Annotated in this window: 14 protein-coding genes and 2 pseudogenes; 12 read left to right on the top strand and 4 right to left on the bottom strand. The window is 68.4% G+C overall.

Translation table 11 applies throughout. The annotated features are described in order from the left end of the window. The first annotated feature begins 565 nt into the window (after window positions 1–565). The 8 genes and pseudogenes from ACH4G3_RS18045 to ACH4G3_RS18010 form a co-directional block, all read left to right on the top strand. A complete protein-coding gene (locus ACH4G3_RS18045) occupies window positions 566–1,915 on the top strand; it encodes an aspartate aminotransferase family protein (protein ID WP_397625390.1) in 1,350 nt (449 codons plus the stop codon). A 23-nt stretch (window positions 1,916–1,938) separates the two neighbouring features. Next, window positions 1,939–3,018 carry a phosphotransferase gene (locus ACH4G3_RS18040; RefSeq protein WP_397625389.1) on the top strand — a complete coding sequence of 360 codons (1,080 nt, stop codon included), beginning with the start codon at window positions 1,939–1,941 and terminating at the stop codon, window positions 3,016–3,018. A gap of 52 nt (window positions 3,019–3,070) precedes the next feature. Further along, window positions 3,071–3,751: a haloacid dehalogenase type II gene (locus tag ACH4G3_RS18035; RefSeq protein WP_397625388.1), complete on the top strand. Its 681-nt coding sequence runs from the start codon at window positions 3,071–3,073 to the stop codon at window positions 3,749–3,751. Window positions 3,752–4,076: 325 nt separating this feature from the next. Beyond that, window positions 4,077–5,171 carry an extracellular solute-binding protein gene (locus tag ACH4G3_RS18030; RefSeq protein WP_397625387.1) on the top strand — a complete coding sequence of 365 codons (1,095 nt, stop codon included), beginning with the start codon at window positions 4,077–4,079 and terminating at the stop codon, window positions 5,169–5,171. Continuing rightward, window positions 5,164–6,258 (top strand): ABC transporter ATP-binding protein, encoded by a 1,095-nt coding sequence (locus ACH4G3_RS18025; protein ID WP_397625386.1) that lies wholly within the window; start codon window positions 5,164–5,166, stop codon window positions 6,256–6,258. Before ACH4G3_RS18030 ends, ACH4G3_RS18025 begins: the two co-directional genes overlap by 8 nt. 39 nt (window positions 6,259–6,297) lie before the next feature. Further along, a complete protein-coding gene (locus ACH4G3_RS18020; protein WP_397625385.1) occupies window positions 6,298–7,164 on the top strand; it encodes an ABC transporter permease in 867 nt (288 codons plus the stop codon). Further along, window positions 7,161–8,003, top strand: coding sequence for an ABC transporter permease (locus ACH4G3_RS18015; protein WP_397625384.1), 843 nt, complete (start codon window positions 7,161–7,163; stop codon window positions 8,001–8,003). Before ACH4G3_RS18020 ends, ACH4G3_RS18015 begins: the two co-directional genes overlap by 4 nt. A 292-nt stretch (window positions 8,004–8,295) precedes the next feature. Further along, window positions 8,296–8,571, top strand: a pseudogene (locus ACH4G3_RS18010) (aldehyde dehydrogenase family protein); the annotation flags it as partial. 96 nt (window positions 8,572–8,667) lie between these two features. Here ACH4G3_RS18010 and ACH4G3_RS18005 read toward each other — a convergent pair. From ACH4G3_RS18005 to ACH4G3_RS17995, 3 genes are all read right to left on the bottom strand, one after another. Continuing rightward, window positions 8,668–9,360, bottom strand: coding sequence for a C40 family peptidase (locus ACH4G3_RS18005; RefSeq protein ID WP_397625383.1), 693 nt, complete (start codon window positions 9,358–9,360; stop codon window positions 8,668–8,670). A 649-nt stretch (window positions 9,361–10,009) separates the two neighbouring features. Further along, window positions 10,010–10,135 carry a hypothetical protein gene (locus ACH4G3_RS18000; RefSeq protein ID WP_397625382.1) on the bottom strand — a complete coding sequence of 42 codons (126 nt, stop codon included), beginning with the start codon at window positions 10,133–10,135 and terminating at the stop codon, window positions 10,010–10,012. Window positions 10,136–10,381: 246 nt separating this feature from the next. Further along, complete coding sequence (locus ACH4G3_RS17995; protein WP_397625381.1) at window positions 10,382–11,098, bottom strand: class I SAM-dependent methyltransferase; 717 nt, start codon at window positions 11,096–11,098, stop codon at window positions 10,382–10,384. On the opposite strand from ACH4G3_RS17995, the pseudogene ACH4G3_RS17990 reads away from it, so the two are divergent. Next, window positions 11,077–11,349 (top strand): annotated as a pseudogene (locus tag ACH4G3_RS17990) (helix-turn-helix domain-containing protein); the annotation flags it as partial. The gene ACH4G3_RS17995 and the pseudogene ACH4G3_RS17990 overlap by 22 nt on opposite strands. Before the next feature lie 205 nt (window positions 11,350–11,554). Here ACH4G3_RS17990 and ACH4G3_RS17985 read toward each other — a convergent pair. Continuing rightward, entirely contained in the window at window positions 11,555–12,010 is a 456-nt protein-coding gene (locus tag ACH4G3_RS17985) for an NUDIX domain-containing protein (RefSeq protein ID WP_397625380.1), read from the bottom strand. Between the two features lie 345 nt (window positions 12,011–12,355). On the opposite strand from ACH4G3_RS17985, the gene ACH4G3_RS17980 reads away from it, so the two are divergent. From ACH4G3_RS17980 to ACH4G3_RS17970, 3 genes are all read left to right on the top strand, one after another. Further along, on the top strand, window positions 12,356–12,991 hold the full coding sequence (locus ACH4G3_RS17980; protein ID WP_397625379.1) for a hypothetical protein: 636 nt from the start codon (window positions 12,356–12,358) through the stop codon (window positions 12,989–12,991). A 225-nt stretch (window positions 12,992–13,216) separates the two neighbouring features. Next, complete coding sequence (locus ACH4G3_RS17975; RefSeq protein ID WP_397625378.1) at window positions 13,217–14,278, top strand: LacI family DNA-binding transcriptional regulator; 1,062 nt, start codon at window positions 13,217–13,219, stop codon at window positions 14,276–14,278. Window positions 14,279–14,367: 89 nt separating this feature from the next. Continuing rightward, complete coding sequence (locus ACH4G3_RS17970; RefSeq protein WP_397625377.1) at window positions 14,368–15,621, top strand: sugar ABC transporter substrate-binding protein; 1,254 nt, start codon at window positions 14,368–14,370, stop codon at window positions 15,619–15,621. Window positions 15,622–15,628 lie beyond the last annotated feature (7 nt).

Raw genomic sequence — 15,628 nt, 5'->3', positions numbered from 1 at the left:
CGGCAACGGCCTCCGAGCCCTGGCGCAGCCGCGCACCTCCTGCTTCGATGCTCTCCGCCGGCTTCCTGGTGCGGACGCCCGTGATGCCCGCGCGTTCCCTTGGGCTCATCGAGACCATCACGGCGTCCGCGTCCTCAGGGCTGCCTCATTCATCCAGCGTTCCATGCCGACAGCATGCGGGTCGTCGGCTGACCTGGCCCTCGAAGGACGACGAGGACAAGGTCCTGCGCCACGCCAGCGACACGCCCTTGGGTCTGTCTCATGGGTTACGTGCGTCTTCGTCCTGGGGCTGGACTGCGGCCCTGCGCGTCAGCCACCATCTGCAGACCTCCTGAACACCGGCTTCGTCTCCAGCCCCTCAGCCCCGCTCGGCGGGTCAAGCAGTTCGGCCGACCCAGGCCCCCTCCCCCAGCCGGGCGTAGGCCATCGATCCAAGCAGTGGCCTCGCCAGTCCCGTGGCGTACTCCGAGAAGTTTCTAGTTTCAGGTTGGAACTGGAATAAATGATGGTATGGTTTCGGCCAACACAGCGAGCAACCCAGAACAGACTGAAGGTGTGCCTGCCGATGACTTCGACGCTGAGTCGGGCAATCGCCCACTACCCCAACCGGTTCGACCCCGGGGTACTGAGTGAGCTCCCCGAACACCTCCAGAGGACCATCCAGCGCCGGAACGAGGTGCTGGGCCCTGGCTACACACTGATCTACAGGGAGCCGGTCGAGTTCGTCTCCGGTCACGGCGCCCACCTGATCGACCGTGACGGCAACGACTACCTCGACGCGTACAACAACGTCCCCTGCGTCGGTCACGCCCACCCCCACGTGGCCGAGGCCGTCGCCCGCCAGATGGCGGCGGTCAACACCAACACGCGCTACGTCCAGGAAGCACTGGTCGACTACGCGGAGCGGCTTCTCTCGACGTTCCCCGAGGAGCTGTCCAGGCTGAGCATCGCGTGCAGTGGCTCGGAGGCGAACGACCTGGCCGTGCGGGTGGCGCGGTTCCACACGGGAGGCGAGGGCATCATCGTCACCCGCTGGGCCTACCACGGCGTCACCCGGGAGGTGGCGAGCTTCTCACCGACCCTCGGCGCGGGCTCGCCGCTGGGCCCGAACGTCCGGCTCATTGACGCCCCCGACCCGCGCCTCGTCGCGCCCGGTTCCACGCTCGACGAGCACATGCGGCAGCAGGTGCGCAGCGCGATCGACGACCTCGAGCGCCACGGCTACCGGCTAGCCGCCCTGATCACCGACTGCGCCTACAGCAGCGATGGCATCTTCACGGACCCGCCCGGCTACATGCAGGCCGTGGTGGAGGAGGTGCACGCCGCCGGCGGTGTCTACATCGCGGACGAGGTCCAGTCGGGATTCGCCCGGCTCGGGGACTCGATGTGGGGCTTCAGCCGCCACGGCGTGCTGCCGGACATCGTCACCATGGGCAAGCCGATGGGCAACGGCCTGCCGATCTCGGGTGTGGTCTTCCGCCCCGAGGTCTGCGAGGAGTTCGGACGCAACGTCCGCTACTTCAACACCTTCGGCGGCAGCTCCATCCCCGTGGCCGCCGGCGCCGCGGTGCTGGACGTCTTCGAGAAGGAGAACGTGCAGCAGCGCGTCCTGGAGAACGGCGACGCTCTGCGCACGGGACTGCGGGAGATCACCAAGGATTCTCCCTACGTCGCCGAAGTCCGCGGCGCCGGTCTCTTCGTCGGCGTGGAGATCGTCAAGGACCGGGAGACCCTCGAGCCCGACCGCGCCCTTGCCGAAGACGTCATCAACGACCTGCGTGATCGCCGCATCCTGATCAGCGGCACGGGCACGTCGGCGAACACGCTGAAGATCCGCCCTCCGCTGGCCTTCGACTCCGCCGATGTGACGCGATTCCTGGAGACTTTCGCCGAGATCGCGAAGAACCGTCTGTAACAGGCCGGCCGAAGGGACTGACCGTGAACACCTCACCAGCTGCGAACCATGCTCAGCGGCTCCTCGAGGAGAGCGGCCTGACGTCGTCCCACGAGCCCATCGACGTGATGCTGGTGAGCATCTTCCTCGAGGAGCACTACCGCCTCAACGGGCGCTTGGGGCGACTGGCGACCGAGAAGGACGACACGTTCAGACTCAGCACCGACTCGAGCACCTACCTCGTGAAGGTCTCACCACCTGACGAGGCGGAGGCGGTTGTCGCCCTCCAGACCGCCGCGATGCGCTACCTGGAAACCACCGCTTCGCACCTGCCCGTCCAGCGGGTGAAGCTGACAACCGGCGGAGACGACCATGTCACGATCAGGCTGAACTACGGCAGGACGCGTGTCCTGCGGGTGTTCGACTTCGTCGAAGGCAAGGTCCTGGCAGATGCGGACCCGGACGCGGAGCGGCTCGCCAAGGCGGGCGAGATGCTGGGGCTGATCGACGTGGCGCTCAGGCCGTTCACGCACCCGGCGGACCGACGAGGTCTGGCATGGGACATCCAGCATTTTCACCAGCTGACCGAACTGGTCGAGCACACGCCGAACCCCGAGCACCGCCAGTTGGCCCGGTCGATCTTCCGGCTCTTCGACGAAGACATCGTCCCGAGGCTGAGCGATCTCGAAACGCAAGTCATCCACGGCGACTTCAGCCCCTACAACATCGTGGTGGACCCAGAGAGCGATCACTTCGTCACCGGAGTCATCGACTTCGGCGACACCGTGCGCAGTGCGGTGATCTTCGACCCCGCCGTTCCCATGGCGAACCTGCTCGGCAGGACGCCGGATCATCCCTGGCGGGATGCCTGCGCCTTCGCTGCCGGCTACCAACGGGAGCGGCCGATCCGACCCTCGGAGCTTCCGCTGCTCCCGGTTGCCGCGCTGGCACGACTCACGCTTCGTGCGCTGATCACGAACTGGCGCGCGGAGCGTGCACCCGAACGGCGCGAGTACCTCCTCGGCCACGCCAAGGACGACTGGATCAATATCGAGCGTTCCTTGACCGTGAGCCTGGACGACGTCGTCGCGCAGCTATGGGAAGCCCGTCACGGGCATTCCTGAAAAGCCAGTCCCGAACATGTGCAGTTACCCAGAAAAAGACAGGAGCATCGTCATGCCCATTCCCTCGCTCCAGTTCCGCCCGAAGTACGTCTCCTTCGACTGCTACGGCACGTTGATCGAGTACCCGATCACCCCCATCACGTATGAACTCGTCGGCGACCAGATCCCCGCCGAGCACTGGGACCAGTTCGTCAAGGAGTTCCGCGGCTACCGCTACGACCAGGTCCGCGGCGAGTACTACCCCTACGAGCAGGTGCTGCAGGACTCCTTCGAGCGGGTCTGCCGCAAGTGGGGCCTGAAGGCGGCCCCGGACGCGGGCAAGCGGTTCGCCGACGGCGTCCGCAGCTGGGGGCCCCACCCGGACGTGGTGGAGCCACTGAAGAAGATGGGCGAGCACTACAAGCTGGTCATCCTCTCCAACGCCGACGACTCCTTCCTCGCCGAAAGCGTGCCCCGGCTCGGGGCGGACTTCCACGCGGTCTTCACCGCGGAGCAGGCCGGCTACTACAAGCCCCGCTACGCCGCGTTCGAGTACATGCTCGACCAGCTCGACGCGTCCCCCGAGGACTTCGTGCACGTCGCCTCGCACACTCGCTACGACCACATGTCGATGCACGACATGGGCTTCCGCAACCTCATCCTGCTGGACCGCGGCTACGACCCGGTCACCCACGGCTACGACTACGTGACGGTGAAGTCCCTGGACGAGCTCAACACCATGCTCGGCATCTGACCCGAAGCCACACCAGTCCCGCACGGCACACACCCAGGTTTCTCCCGAGGTTCGGGTTTGCCGTGCGGGACAAGAATCCCGTGCCTTCCGCACCTATGTGGAAAAACGCTGTCGCGTCATAGCCGCTGCCGCTGTTTGACAGCGCGCGAACACCGCTGCACATGGCAGCGTTCTCTCCTCTCTCTCCCCGGTCTCGCGCGGCACCCTCATCAGCCCCGAGCCGTTTCCGTCCGCCGATTACGGCGTACCAGCCCCCTCCCCCGGGACCAATACGTCCCTGCAACAGATACCCCCGTATCCCCAGCGATTTCCAGGAGGCACCGCCATGGAAGGCAACCGGATAGGACGCAGAACCGTACTCCGCACCGCAGGCGCGCTGGCCGCCGCCACCGCGGTGACCGGCTGCGGCACCCTCATGGGCACCGGCGAAAGCCGCGGCTCGTCGGGCGGCGGCAAGAAGAGGCTCATCGTCAGCAACAGCGGTGGCGCCTACAACGACGCCTTGACCAAGGCGATCTACGAGCCGTTCGCCAAGGAGACCGGCATCACGGTCACCACCGTCAACTACCAGTCCGCACAGGTCATCGCCCAGGTCAAGCAGGGCCGTCCGCAGGTGGACCTGATGGACAATTCGCTGCTGATCTTCCAGAAGATGGCCCGCCTGGCCTGTCTGGAGCCCATCGACCATGACCGGCTGAAGAACGTCAAGGGCGCCGGGATCGCCGAGAACCAGCTGGCGGAGCATGCGGTCGGCAAGAACGTGTGGGCGAGCCTGATGGCCTACCGCACGGACAGCCTGAAGCGTGTCCCGAAGAGCTGGGCCGACTTCTGGAACACGGACGCCTTCAGCGGTCCGCGCTCGTTGCAGAGCGCGGAGGTGGACCTGCCCGAGCTGGAGTTCGCGCTGCTGGCCGACGGAGTGCCGCTGGACAAGCTCTACCCGCTGGATGTGGACCGGGCCTTCAAAGCGATGTCGCGCATCCGCGGTGACGTGAAGAAGTTCTGGAACACCGGAGCCCTGCCGGCGGTGCTGCTGGGCCGCAAGGAGGTCGTCATGACCACCTTGTGGGCCGGCCGCGCGGACGAGCTGATCAAGCAGGGCATGCCGGTCGCCTACCAGTGGAACGGCGCCCGCAGGATGACCAACGGCTGGGGCATCCCGAAGGGCGCGGACAACACGGACGCCGCCTACAAACTGATCGACTTCTCCCTGCGTCCCGAGGTGCAGGCGGCGTTCGCCAAGCTCTACCCGGGCGGCCCCGTAGTCCCCGCTGCCACCAAGCTGCTCTCGGACGACGTCCTGGCCACGCTGCCGACCTCGCCGAAGAACCTGAAGACCGGGTTCGACGCGGATGTTTCCTGGTGGGACAAGAACCGTGACGCCGTTACCAAGCGCTGGCAGGAGTGGGCCGATGCCTGAGCGCACCACGGGCAAGTCGCTGTCGGTGGCGGGGCTGCGTAAGTCCTACGGCGGCACGGCGGTGGTCGATGGTGTGGACATGGAGATCGCGGCGGGTGAGTTCGTCACCTTCCTCGGCTCGTCGGGGTCGGGGAAGACGACCACGCTGATGATGCTGGCCGGGTTCACCGAGCCCGACTCCGGCACCGTCACCGTCGACGGCCGGGACATCACCAAACTCAACCCCGGTAAGCGCGACTTCGGTTTCGTCTTCCAGCAGTACCTGCTCTTCCCGCACATGACGGTCGAGGAGAATGTCGCCTTCCCGCTGCAGCTGCGCGGGGTGTCCAAGGCGGAGATCCGCCGCCGGGTCGGGGAGACCCTGGAGGCGGCCGGGCTGTCGAAGTTCGCCGGCCGCAAGCCCCGCGAGCTGTCCGGCGGTCAGCAGCAGCGTGTCGCCCTGTGCCGCGTGCTGGTCTACCGCCCGCCGATCGTGCTGATGGACGAACCGCTCGGCGCGCTGGACAAGAAGCTGCGCGACCAGATGCAGACCGAGATCAAGACCATCCAGCGCGAACTCGGCCTGACCGTCATCTACGTGACGCACGATCAGGAGGAAGCCCTGGTCCTGTCGGACCGGATCGCCATCATGAAGGACGGCCGCATCGAGCAGTTCGACACCCCCCGCGGCCTGTTCGAACGCCCCCGCACCCCCTTCGTCGCCGACTTCCTCGGCGCCGCCAACTTCCTCACCGGCAAGGTGGAAGAGCCGACAGCCGACGGATGCACCCGGGTACGCCTGGACACCGGCGGCGTGCTCACGGCCCGAGAGCACCCCTGTGTTGCGGGGCAGCGGGTCCGGGCAGCGGTCCGGCCGGGCAAGCTCCGGCTGGTCAGCGCCGAGGAAGGCTGCTGTACCGGCACGGTCGAGACGGCCGTCTACGTCGGCTCCCTGACCCGGATCACGGTGCGCCCGGACGGAGCCGCTCCGGGGACGCCGCCGCTGCGGATCGAGACCGCCGCCGCTCCGCCGCGCACGGGCGAGCGGGTCTGCGTGACGGCCGATCGCGAGGACGTCAGCGTCTTCGACGCCACGGACGGGGGGTGAGCCGTGGCCGGCACCGCTGTCGCACCTGCCAAGGTGCGTGTGAAGACATCCGAAAAGCGCGGGCACCGCTCCCGCATCGCCCTGGTCAACGCCGTCCCCGTCACAGTGTTCCTGCTGGTGCTGTTCGTCTACCCGATCATCGGGGTGCTCTCCCTGAGCCTCAAGGGCGACAGCGGCGGCTTCACCCTGCACTGGTACGCCGACGCCCTCAGCGGCGTGAACCTGTCCGTGCTGATCTCCACCCTGCGGATCTCCGCCGAGACCGCCGTCCTCAGCCTGCTCGTCGGGTTCGTCCTGGCCCACGCCATCGCCCGCATGCGGCCGGTCTTCGCCGCCCTGGCAATGCTGATCGTGGTCGTACCGCACTTCATCAGTGCCCTGGTGCGCACCTACGGCTGGATCATCATGCTCGGTGAACACGGCCTCATCAACACCCTGTTGACCTCCGTGGACGCCCCCGGCGCGCCCTATTCGCTGCTCTACAACGAGACCGGTGTGGTCATCGGCACCACCTCCGTCATGCTCCCCTACACCGTCCTGATCCTCCAAGGCGTGATGCGCGGCGTGGACCGTCGGCTCCTGGCGGCAGCCGCGGGGTTCGGCGCCTCCCGCTTCACCATCTTCCGCCGGGTCTACCTGCCGCTGGTGGCACCGGGTGTGGGCACGGCCGGGCTGCTGAGCTTCATCCTGTGCCTGGGCTACTACATCACCCCCGCCCTGATGGGCGGTGACAAGCAGACCGTCGTCGCGGCGCTGATCGACCAGCAGGTGATGAAGCAGGACCAGTGGAACTCCGCCGCCGCCTTCGGCGTGATCCTGCTGCTGCTCACCTTCGCCGGCCTGGGCGTGCTCGGCCTGGCCAAGCTCCGCCGCAAGAAGACCGCCGCACGAAGGAGCCGCTCATGATGGAACTGCCTCCCACCCGGGCCGGACACATCGGCCGCGGCCTCAGCGCCACCGCCATCCTGCTCTTCCTGGCCATGCCCATCGTCATCATCCTGGTCACCTCCTTCGGCGCCGACGGCATCGGCACCTTCCCGCCCAAGGAGTACAGCACCCGCTGGTACGAGCAGATGACCGCACCCGGCAGCGACTGGGCCACCTCCATCGCCCTGTCCAGCCTCATCGCCTCCCTGACGACCGTGTTCTCCCTCATCCTGGGCGTGACCGCCGCCACCGCCCTGGCCCGCGGCCGCCTGCCCCTGCACGCGGCCGTCTACGGACTGGTCCTGGCCCCGATGCTCATCCCCCAGGTCGTCATCGCACTCGGACTGTTCCTCTTCTTCGAACCGGTCGGCATGCTCGGCAGCCCCCTGGCCATCGCCCTCGGCCACACCGTGCTCGCCGCACCCATCGCGATCCTCATCATGATCTCGACCCTGCGCGGCATCGACGAACGCCTCGAAGACGCCGCGGCCAGCATGGGCGCCAGCCGGATGACCATCGCCCGGCGCATCACCTTCCCCCTGGCCACCCCCGGCCTGATCGCGGCAGCGGTGTTCTCCTTCATCACCAGCTTCGACGAGTTCTTCATCGCCCAGTTCATGTCCACCCCCGACACCCGCACCCTGCCGGTCCTGGTCTTCAACGCCCTGCAGTTCGACGTCGACCCGACCGTCACCGCCGTCAGCGCCGTCCTCATCGCACTCGCCATCCTCGCCCTCGCCCTGGTCGCCCTCGTCCGCAAACTCGGCGGCCACCGCAACACCCAAGGCGCCGTCCTGCCCATCGAAACCGTCGCTTGACCCCCGTGAGCTCTTGGGCTGCTCAACCACCAGGCAGGGCCGCGCATCCCTACCACGGCGCCCGTGCCCACCGCCCGTACGCCTGAGCAACCATCACGACCTGCGGCCACGTGTCCCCAGCGCTGCCTGAGTTCCAGACGTCAAGGACCACGCCCGTTGTCCGTGACGTTCCCCTACGACCGCATCATCGCCCGCACCGAGGACCTGGCGCTGCTGATGACGCTGGAGATGGGCAAGCCTCTGGGCCGAGGCGCGTGCCGAAGTTGCCTACGGCGCCGAGTTCTTCCGCTGGTTCTCCGAGGAGGACGAGGCCGTCACCGCCGCCAACAGCACCGAATTCGGCCTGGCCGCCTACCTGTTCACCCAGAACCTCGACCGCGCCCTGCGCGTCAGCGAACGCCTCGAAAGCGGCATGATCGGCCTCAACACCGGCCTCGTCTCCAACCCCGCCGCCCCCTTCGGCGGCGTCAAGCAGTCCGGCCTCGGCCGCGAAGGCGGACGCGTCGGCATCAGCGAGTTCCTCGAGTACAAGTACATCGCCGTCCCCATGGCAGACGGGCGCGGCTGAACCGCCCCCGGCGGGGCTGCCCTGCCCAGCCCCGAAGGACAGGTCGTGCCGGAGGAACACCGGCTCGCCGACGCAGCAACCGGCCGGAGGGGGACGTCAGGCCGGGCGGACCGCGCCCTTGATCGCCGACTGGCCGGCGAAGAACACCGACTCCTCACGGATGAGCGCTCCCGGACCCGGGGCGTGAATCATCATGCCGTCGCCGCTCCAGATGCCGACGTGGCCGAGGTCGTCGTGGAAGAAGACCAGGTCTCCGACCCGGACGTCAGCGAGCGCGACCTGCACTCCCGCTCCCCACTGACCCTGGATGGTCCGGGGAAGCGTGACGCCGACAGCCTTCCACGCGGCCTGGGTCAGACCGGGGGCGTCGTACGATCCCGGCCCGACCGCGCCCCATACGAAGGGCCGGCCGATCTGCGCTCGGGCGAAGGCGACCACCCGCTCCGCCTGGGTGCTGTGGCCGGCGTCCGGCGACAGCCAGGATCCACCGTAGACACCGGGTGTGAAGCTGGTGGAGGGAGTTTCGCGTGCCGTGAAGGTGACCGGTTCCGTCGGGGCAGCAGCCGCGGTCGGAGCAGCGGGAGCGGGTGCGGCGGCCGGCTCGGCGGGCACTGCCGGAAGAGGGGCCGCCAGGGCAGGCGCAGGGATGCTCGCCAGACCGGCGCCATAGGTCGCGGTGGTGGCGTCGGCCGGTGGTCCGGAGGTGTAGTGAGCGGTGGGATCGGCCGACAGAGCCGTGGCATACGGTGTCGTCGCGCCGCTCGCCGGACCGGCACCGTACGTCTCCATCCCGCCTGTTGGAGGATCCGCACGGTGTGTACCCGCGGTGGGGTGCGGGACGGTGGGCAGCGCCGCGGCGGACTGCGGGCCGGGCTGTGGGCTGGACTCCGGGGCGTGTGCTGGTGCGGGCTCGTACAGCGGCCGCGCCGCCTGGTCGCCGAGGGCCGGCTGTGCACCGGCGTGCCAGGCGCTCTCGTCCTGCCGGGACTCGCCTGCCGCAGCCGGTGCTACACGCTGGTGAGGGAGCTCCGGGAGGAGTTCAGTCGTCGGTGCCTGAGCTGATCCGCCGGTCAGCTCCCACGCAACACCGGTGGGCGCCGGGGGCGCTTCGAGAGCGCGGGGTTCCGCGGGACGTTCCGCCGGGCGCACGGGTCGTGCTGCCTGGGGCGCGCGGTCGGGACGGGCCGGCAACCTCCTGTCCGGCTGCGACGCCGGCACGGTGGGGCCCAGTTTGGCACGGGCAGCCTCGAACCACTGTCGGGCAAAGGTTCCGACCGCGGGCTCCCTGTCCCCCTGGGACCGGCTGCGGGCGGCCGCGCTCCGCTGGCGCGGGATCGCGGCGGCGCGGGTCGCGTTGAAGGTACCCGTGTCGCTCTCGGCCCGGTCGTAGAGGCTGTCGATCCACCGCCGGACCTCGTCAGGGCTCGGCCCCTCGCTCTCATTCACCGCGGGATCCCACAGTCTGCGCGAGCCGGGCCTGGACGGTGAAGGCCTCCGGGGCAAGGGAGTTGGTCCTGTCCGGGAAGTCGGTCACTTCGGGGCGCGAGGTTCGTTCCGACGCCATGGAAAAGGGCGCTCCTTCCGTCCGAGGGCGGACGACACCACCTGCTTATCGGTGGAAGTCGTGCGCGCAGTGGTCAACTTAGCCAACTTGTGAGCCTTCCGTGAAGATCAAAGACCGAAAACGTCCGATATGCTTCTGTGATCTTCACCTCGCATTCGCAATCCACCGCGGGTGACTGAGTGAGCGTCAAGAAGGGTCCGGGGCACGTCGGACGGTTCACCAGCCGAATGGGGCATGGTTGAGCGCCTACCGGCGGCGGCAGCAGAACTCTGCATGAGTGGGACGGGGAAAGGCGCGGGAGACGATGTCGAACCCGGCTCGCTGCAGCATGCCCTCGACGATCCAGGTGTAGGTGGAGAACTCCTCTCGGACATGGACTTCGAAGTCGGCCCGGGTGAAACCCTCGCCGTCCGGGCGGCCCGCTGTGTCGATCCACTGCTGCAGATGTGTCTCTGCGCTGGAGGGCTCGAAACTGAAGATCACGTCCCACAAGTAGAAGGACCCGCCGGGACGGAGCAGCGCGGCTGCATTGAGCAGTGCCTGCTGTTTCCAGAAGTCCGGGAGCTGGTGCAGGGCCGACTTCGTGGTGACCACGTCGGCGAGAGGGCCCTGGTGGGCGTAGTCGAGAAAGCCGGCGTGGTGCCACTGCGGCGTGACACCGAACCGGTCGGCCCGCGCCTTGGCGAAGCCGAGCATTTCCTCGGAGACGTCCACACCGTGTGCGACGGCCCCGCGTCGGGCGGCCTGGACGGCCAGGGATCCGGTACCGCACGCGAGATCGACCAGTTGGGTGCCTTCGGTCACGCCCAAGCGGTCCAGCAGTGCGTCATCGGCTTGCGGGTCGGTGCCCTGGTTGCGGTCGTAGGCAGCGACTGCCGTTTCGCTGCCCAAGTCGATGCCGACCGGCGCGTATTCGGAGAAGTACCAGGCAGGACAGGGATGTGTGGTGTCGCTTCGTGGCATGCCCTGTTTGTAGGCTCCCCACAGGACTTACGGCAACGGCAACTTACGTACCGCGGCGTTTCGAAAGGCGAAAGGTGCAGGACCACGACCAGTACCGGCTCTTCCTCCACCTCGCGGAGACGCTCAGTTTCACTCGTACAGCCGCTGACTGTCACATCAGCCCTGCCACGCTGTCGCGGACCGTGCAGCGGCTTGAGGCCGCAACTGGACATCGCCTCCTCGACCGCGGCCCTCACGGGGTATGCCTGACCACGCACGGCCGCGCCTTCCGCCGGTACGCAGCCGAAGCCCTGGACCTATGGGCCCGCTACCGCAGCGATGGTGCAGCGGACGACGACCTCAGCGGACACCTGCGGGTGTTCGCTTCCGTAACTGCATGCCACACCCTCTTGCCCGATCTGCTCATCCCCGACCTCATACAGCCATCGCGCGTGCTGGCGGACGCGCGAAGAGTCTTCAGGAAAGTAGCTGGCCCAGTCCTCGTCGAGGGGCGTCCAGGCTGCCGGCTGCCCGCTCTCTGCGACCAAAGGCTTCGCAGCATCCACGATCGCGACGAACGACAACCCGAGGGTGCCCCGGGCGATAGGACCGCACAGTGGCCGCGGCAGGTTGGGGCAGCAGCTCCACCTCGATGCCGGTCTCCTCGAATAGCTCCCGCCGCGCTCCCTCCCGAGGTGTTTCCCCCGGCTCGACACGCCCGCCTGGCGGGACCCAACCGCGCCACCGATGATGAACCAGCAGCACCCGGGTGAGCGCTTCGTCGAACACCCATACCTCTGCAGCAAGAGGCTCCGAAGGCGCCTTGCCGTCGGAGGTCAGCCACTGGCCGGCGCCGTCGACCTGGATTTTCGCCAGCCGGACATCGGCGGCCGCGGCCTCTGTCACCCGGTGGTCGAACACATCACGAGTCATCGGGACAACATAGGGCGACGGTCTGACACCGGGATGGCGCCCGCCCACGATGCGAGCGCCGACGAGCATCTGCTGCCGAGCCGCGACGGGGCTGGTCGACCAGGCGGCTCGCGGGGCCTGCCGGCATGACACCAACGCGGCCCGCATCGGCGTGAGTTGAGCACATCTCCCTGCTGCTGATGACCAACACCGTGAGCTGACCGGGAACAACCGGCTCCTGTTGTCCGTACCATCTCTCACCAAGGCATCTTGCGGCGCATGCGGCGTCCCTGCCGGGCCGCCGAGTCCTTGCCCAAGAACAGGCATCACCGCCGTACGGCCACATGCCAGGAAAGGTTCGACACCATGCCCGAGACAACGGCTCCCGCCACTGAACTCGCATCGCAGTACATCGCCCAGGTGACAGGCGACCTTGAGGCTAACCTCAAGGAGCAGGAACGTATCGGAGCGGAAATCGCCTCCCTTCAGGAGCAGCTCGCCGCTCTGCAACATGACCACGGCGTGCTGGTGAGCATGCAGCAGGCACTCGGCATCACACAGGCGCCGACCGGGTCTGCAGCCGAGCCCAAGAGTGCGGCGGTGCCCTCCCCACGACGGAACAAGGCGGGCACTGCGGCCGGCGGGAAGCAGAAGGCGCACAAGTCACCTGCCACGCCGGCGAAGAAGACAGCCCGGAAGCCGAAGGCCAAGACGGCGGACACCACACAGGCCGCCGAGCCCACCCTGGTCGAGCTCATTCGGCGCCACCTCGCCGAGCAGACGGAACCGCGTTCCGCTGCGGAGATCTCCACAGCGCTCGGCCAGGCTCACCCCGATCGCGACATCGCGACAAAGGTCGTGCGCGTCACGCTCGAGGGACTGGTGGCCAAGAGCAAGGCCGAGCGCTCCAAGCAGGGAAGGTCCGTCTTCTACAGCGCGCCTGGGGCGAAGCCGACGGCTGCGCCCGAAACTGAGGCACAGCCCGAACCCACTGAGAGCTGACGGCAGGCGGCACTGCCCAGGCACAGCCGGGCAGGGCCGCCAGGCGCAGGCCCCGGGGTGGGTGATGTGAGCGTCGGGCGACATGCGTGCGTCCGGCCTCGATCAACCCTTGGCAAGGTATTGCCCTTCACCACCCGCCGTGCTTAAGGTCACCCCGTTTGTCGAATCGATTCGATTGATTCGAGGAAGCCGACGGTTCCTGAGCCCGACCGGGTGGGGGTGGGGATGACCACGATCAAGGACGTCGCCGAGCGGGCAGGCGTCGCGCCCAGCACCGTGTCGTACGTTCTGAGCGGGTCGCGCAAGATCTCCGAGGACACCCGGCTCGCGGTGCAGGCCGCGATCGACGAGCTCGGATACCACCCGCGCGCGAGTGCCCGTACGCTGCGCAGCGCACGGACCCGGGTGCTCGCGCTGGCCGCGCCGCGCGTGCCCGGGGCGTACCGGGCGATCGACGGGCGGTTCGCGATCGACGTCACCGACGCCGCCCGGGTGCACGGGTACGACGTGCTGCTGATGACGGACGGCGACGGCGTCGGTGGGCTGCGCCGGGTGGCCCGCAGCAGGCTGGCGGACGCCGCTGTGCTGATGGCGGTCGAGGACCGCGACCCCCGTGTCGAGGTCCTGCGCGAACTGGGTTTCCCCGGGGCGCTGCTAGGCCAGGACGATCACGCGGCGCTGCCCTGGACCGACCTCGACTGGGAGGCCGCCGTCGCCCTCGCCGTGCGCGAGACCGCCGCAGCCGGCCATCGGCGGATCCTCTTCCTCTCGTCGGCCGAGCACGAGGTCGCCGCACGCCGCGGCTATGCCCTGCACGGTCTCGACGGCGCCCGGCGAGCGGCAGTCGAGACCGGGGCCGATGTCCGCGTCATTCCGTCCCACCGCGACCCGGACGTCCTCGCGGGGCGGCTGAGCGAGGCGCTGGCCGCGCGGCCCGTCCCGACCGCGCTGGTCGTCCAGCACCTGATTCTCCTCCCCCGCCTGCTGGATGCGGTGGCGGCGGCCGGGTTGGGGATCCCCCACGATCTGGCCGTCGTGCTGGTCGGCAGCCTCCCGGACGAGATGGGCATCCGGCATCTGCCGCGGATCGATCTGCCCGTCGCGGAGATGTCCACGGCCGTGGCCCGGCTCGCCATCGACGCGATCGGCCCCGGCCGCGACGACCGGTCATCGACTTCGCGGGAGCCCTTCGCCGCGCCTTCATCGAGCATGCCCTCCGGCGCGCCGCATCACCTGATCCAGCCGCGGATGGCCGGGCCGGTCATCGCCCCGCCGTCGCCCGGCTGACCACTCGGACCGCCCGTACGGCACGGCCGGCGACGCCCCATCGCCGGACACCGCATGTCCAGAGCCGCACATGTCACGGAGGACCAGCCTTGCCGTTCTTAGCAGCACGCACCAGAACAAGACGCGGACGCGTTCCCGCGCTCGCCGCCACCGTTGCCTGTGCCCTCGTCGCGCCGGGGCTGACCGGCTGTGCCGCGGAGCCCGACCCGGGCACCGTCACCGTGCTCAACTCGGCGACCGACACCGCCGAGCACACCGCCAACCAGCGGTTCTTCGACCGCTGCGGCAAGCCGCTCGGCCTGAAGGTGGAGCAGATCAGTGTGCCCGCCGACCAGATCGCCTCCAAGGCGCTTCGGATGGCGTCGTCCGACTCGCTCACCGACATCCTGGAGCTCGACGGCTCGGAGCTGCCCCAGTTCGCGCAGACCGAGGGCCTGCGGCCGCTCGACGAGGTCGGGGTCGACACCTCCGGCCTCTCCGCGAGTGCGAAGTCCCTCGGCTCGTACGACGGCATCCAGTACGGCATCGCCCGTTCCGTCAACTCCCTCGCGCTGATCTACAACACCAAGCTCCTCAAGGACGCGGGTATCGCCGTGCCCACCACCTGGAAGGAGCTGCGGGCCGCCGCGAAGACCCTGACCGCGGGCGACACGTACGGGATGGCCTTCAGCGCGAGCCCGAACGCGGACGGTGTCTACCAGTTCCTTCCGTTCTTCTGGTCCGCGGGCGGTGACGAGGCCGAGCTCGACAACGGCAAGGGCAAGGCCGCGCTCCAGCTCTGGAAGGACCTGGTCTCGGACGGCTCCGCCTCCAAGTCCGTCGTCAACTGGAACCAGCAGGACGTCAACGACCAGTTCGTCGCGGGCCGCGCCGCCATGATGATCAACGGGCCGTGGCAGGTTCCGGTCCTCAGCGCCCAGAAGAACGTGGACTGGGCGGTCGCGAGCATTCCGGTGCCCGAGGCGGGCAAGCCGGCGGTGCCGCCCATCGGCGGCACCGTCATGGCCGTACCGAAGAACGACGAGGAACCGGCCCGCGAGAAGAACGCCGGCAAGGTCCTGAACTGCCTCAACTCCGAGAAGAACCAGCTCCGGTGGGGCGAATCGGTCAACAACGTGCCCACCCGCACCACGGCCGCACAGGGGTATGCGAAGCAGAACCCGAAGCTCGCCGCCTTCGCCGAGCTCGTCAGCACCGCCCGCTCCCGTACGGCGAAGGTCGGCACCGGCTGGCCGGTCGTCGGCGACGCGCTCGCGGGCGCCTTCCAGTCCGTGCTGACGGGCCGGACCAGTCCCGAACAGGCCCTGCACCGGGCCCAGCAGCAGGCTTCGGCGGGGAAGTGAGGAACCG

Origin of the sequence: Streptomyces afghaniensis (genome assembly GCF_044327915.1) — a bacterium.
Lineage (GTDB): Bacteria > Actinomycetota > Actinomycetes > Streptomycetales > Streptomycetaceae > Streptomyces > Streptomyces afghaniensis.
This window is presented reverse-complemented; position numbering and strand designations above follow the sequence as displayed.

Bases quoted from the DNA above. Each gene is read 5' to 3' on its own strand.
- ACH4G3_RS18045 (WP_397625390.1), top strand. From the start codon at position 566: ATGACTTCGACGCTGAGTCGGGCAATCGCCCACTACCCCAACCGGTTC.
- ACH4G3_RS18035 (WP_397625388.1), top strand. From the start codon at position 3,071: ATGCCCATTCCCTCGCTCCAGTTCCGCCCGAAGTACGTCTCCTTCGAC.
- ACH4G3_RS18030 (WP_397625387.1), top strand. From the start codon at position 4,077: ATGGAAGGCAACCGGATAGGACGCAGAACCGTACTCCGCACCGCAGGC.
- ACH4G3_RS18025 (WP_397625386.1), top strand. From the start codon at position 5,164: ATGCCTGAGCGCACCACGGGCAAGTCGCTGTCGGTGGCGGGGCTGCGT.
- ACH4G3_RS18015 (WP_397625384.1), top strand. From the start codon at position 7,161: ATGATGGAACTGCCTCCCACCCGGGCCGGACACATCGGCCGCGGCCTC.
- ACH4G3_RS18005 (WP_397625383.1), bottom strand. From the start codon at position 9,360: ATGGAGACGTACGGTGCCGGTCCGGCGAGCGGCGCGACGACACCGTAT.
- ACH4G3_RS18000 (WP_397625382.1), bottom strand. From the start codon at position 10,135: ATGGCGTCGGAACGAACCTCGCGCCCCGAAGTGACCGACTTCCCGGAC.
- ACH4G3_RS17995 (WP_397625381.1), bottom strand. From the start codon at position 11,098: ATGCCACGAAGCGACACCACACATCCCTGTCCTGCCTGGTACTTCTCC.
- ACH4G3_RS17985 (WP_397625380.1), bottom strand. From the start codon at position 12,010: ATGACTCGTGATGTGTTCGACCACCGGGTGACAGAGGCCGCGGCCGCC.
- ACH4G3_RS17980 (WP_397625379.1), top strand. From the start codon at position 12,356: ATGCCCGAGACAACGGCTCCCGCCACTGAACTCGCATCGCAGTACATC.
- ACH4G3_RS17975 (WP_397625378.1), top strand. From the start codon at position 13,217: ATGACCACGATCAAGGACGTCGCCGAGCGGGCAGGCGTCGCGCCCAGC.